Annotated in this window: 1 protein-coding gene; it reads left to right on the top strand. The window is 58.7% G+C overall.

Annotation, left to right across the window (positions count from 1 at the left end; all coding sequences use genetic code 11):
- Nucleotides 1–76: 76 nt before the first annotated feature.
- On the top strand, nucleotides 77–1,939 hold a 1,863-nt coding region (locus tag CJD38_RS18305; protein ID WP_146166027.1), incomplete at its 3' end, for an Ig-like domain-containing protein.

The raw sequence follows: 1,939 nt of genomic DNA, 5'->3' as shown, positions 1-1,939 counted from the left end.
GTAGCACTCACCAATTTATGTGATATCGCTCCGAGCGCAGAGCTACTACAACTGACGTCTGTCTTTTAGGATCGTCATGAACAGCTCCCCGCGCCATCACCACAAGCTTTCTTTTGTCAGCAGTTTTTTTGCGGCGATGCTGCGGTCTGCTGCGTTGCTGGCCATGCTGCTGGTGTTGGCAGCCTGTACCAACAACACGGGAAAGTCAGCCGCGCGGGTCGAGATTGTGCAGACCGGAATGCTATTCACCGAACGTGGGCAAACTCGTCAGCTCAGCGCTCGCGTGTTCGATGCCGCAGGTGCGCCGATCGATGCCGCCGTGCGCTGGTCGTCATCGGATGAGGCGAACATTAGCGTCGCGAGCAACGGCATTGCTTTGGCTGAACGTAGCACTGGTTCCACTCAGATCACCGCTACAGTGGGCGATGTGCGCTCAGCTCCCTTGCTTGCCGTCATCACCACCGTCGCTCCTGGCACTGTGTTGGTCAGCGATGAGCAGATCGCGCGCGTCGCAGAGAGCGACCCCGACGCAGCGCCTAGCCTCGACAACACCTACACCGTCGTCATTAGCGGCATTGCGCTGCCCGTCGTGGGTACGCTGATCGTCGGCACCGGCTCTGCGCCTGTGGCGGGCCGCGTGGTTTCAGCGCGCGAGGTTGCTGGTGGCGTCGAAGTCACGCTAAAGCTCGCGCCGCTGTCGGTGCTGTTTCCAGGCTTGGAGATCAATCAGCGTTTCAATCTCGCCGACGTTCCCGCCACGATTCCGGAGAGCGTGAATGCTGGCTACACCGTGCTGCGCGAGGGCAACACTTATACATTCACACCGCGTCCTGAGGCCAGAGCAGCCGTCGCGAAGGCAGGCGGTGTCCCCGCTGGCACGCGAACGTTGTTTCAGGGCTGCGAAGGTTCGATCAACGGTATTGGCTTAGGCGATGATGCTGCACCGCCGTTCGTGTTCGAGCCGCAGCCCGTCTTCACTTTCACCATCGCCCCGGCGCTGGACGTGATCTACACCGAGGCGCGCGGACTGGAGCGCTTTGTGGTGACGGCCGAACCGACGTTCTTGATCGATGGCACAGTCAAGGCCACTGCGGCTTTCGAGGGCAAGGTTTCTTGTAAGGCGGAGCTGCTGATCTTCCCCGTTCCTGTTGGCGGCGCGCTGTCGGTGGTCATCAGCGGTCTGGTGCCCGTGGGTGTGGGCTTTGAGCTGGCCGGCAAAATAACGGTCGCGCAGATGAAGCTCGGCCTCAAAAGCCGCACCAGTGCCAAGGCAGCGCTGGGGCTGAGTTGCGAAAGTGAATGCAGCTTGGTCAATGAGTTGACTGACTTCGTCAACACCAACACGCCGACTGTAGACGTACCGGGCTTAGATGATTTTCGCATCAAGCCGGAATTCACTGCGTTTGGATACGTTGAAGCCGCCGTCGGCAACCGCTTTTTCAAATCGCTTCAGTTCAAGGCATTCGAGATCAAGGCCGGGCCTAAGCTTGAAGGCGAGTTTGCCCCGCTTTCGACGCAGATCGCCGCCACCGATTTCAAATCCAACTACAAGCTTTCATTGGTTCTCAACGCCGGGTTTGGCGATGACATTGAGAGCGTGCTGAACATTCTCGGTGTGGTGGAGGTGGGTAACGAAGTGCTGGAGAAAGCCATTAACTTGGCCGCTTCTCCCACCGGCGTGCTGACGGCGGATCGTGACAGCTTCGTCCTCGGCGACACCGTGAAGTTCGAGCTGAAACTGGACCCGTTAACCGTCAAGTTTCTCGGTCTCTACAACATCAAGGAGATTGTACTGATCCGCAATCACGGTCTACGAGAGATTGCTCGTGTGGCTGCGAGCGGTGAACAGACCACCTTTAACTTCACCTTTATCGCACCCGATGAAGGCCGGGCCAGCGAGTTCACTGCTTTTGCGGTGACCTCGCTACTGCCGGCCAAT

The organism is Stenotrophobium rhamnosiphilum (genome assembly GCF_003052265.1).
Lineage (GTDB): Bacteria > Pseudomonadota > Gammaproteobacteria > Nevskiales > Nevskiaceae > Stenotrophobium > Stenotrophobium rhamnosiphilum.
The sequence above is the reverse complement of the archived record's forward strand: the minus strand, read 5'-3'. Positions and strand labels throughout refer to the sequence as shown.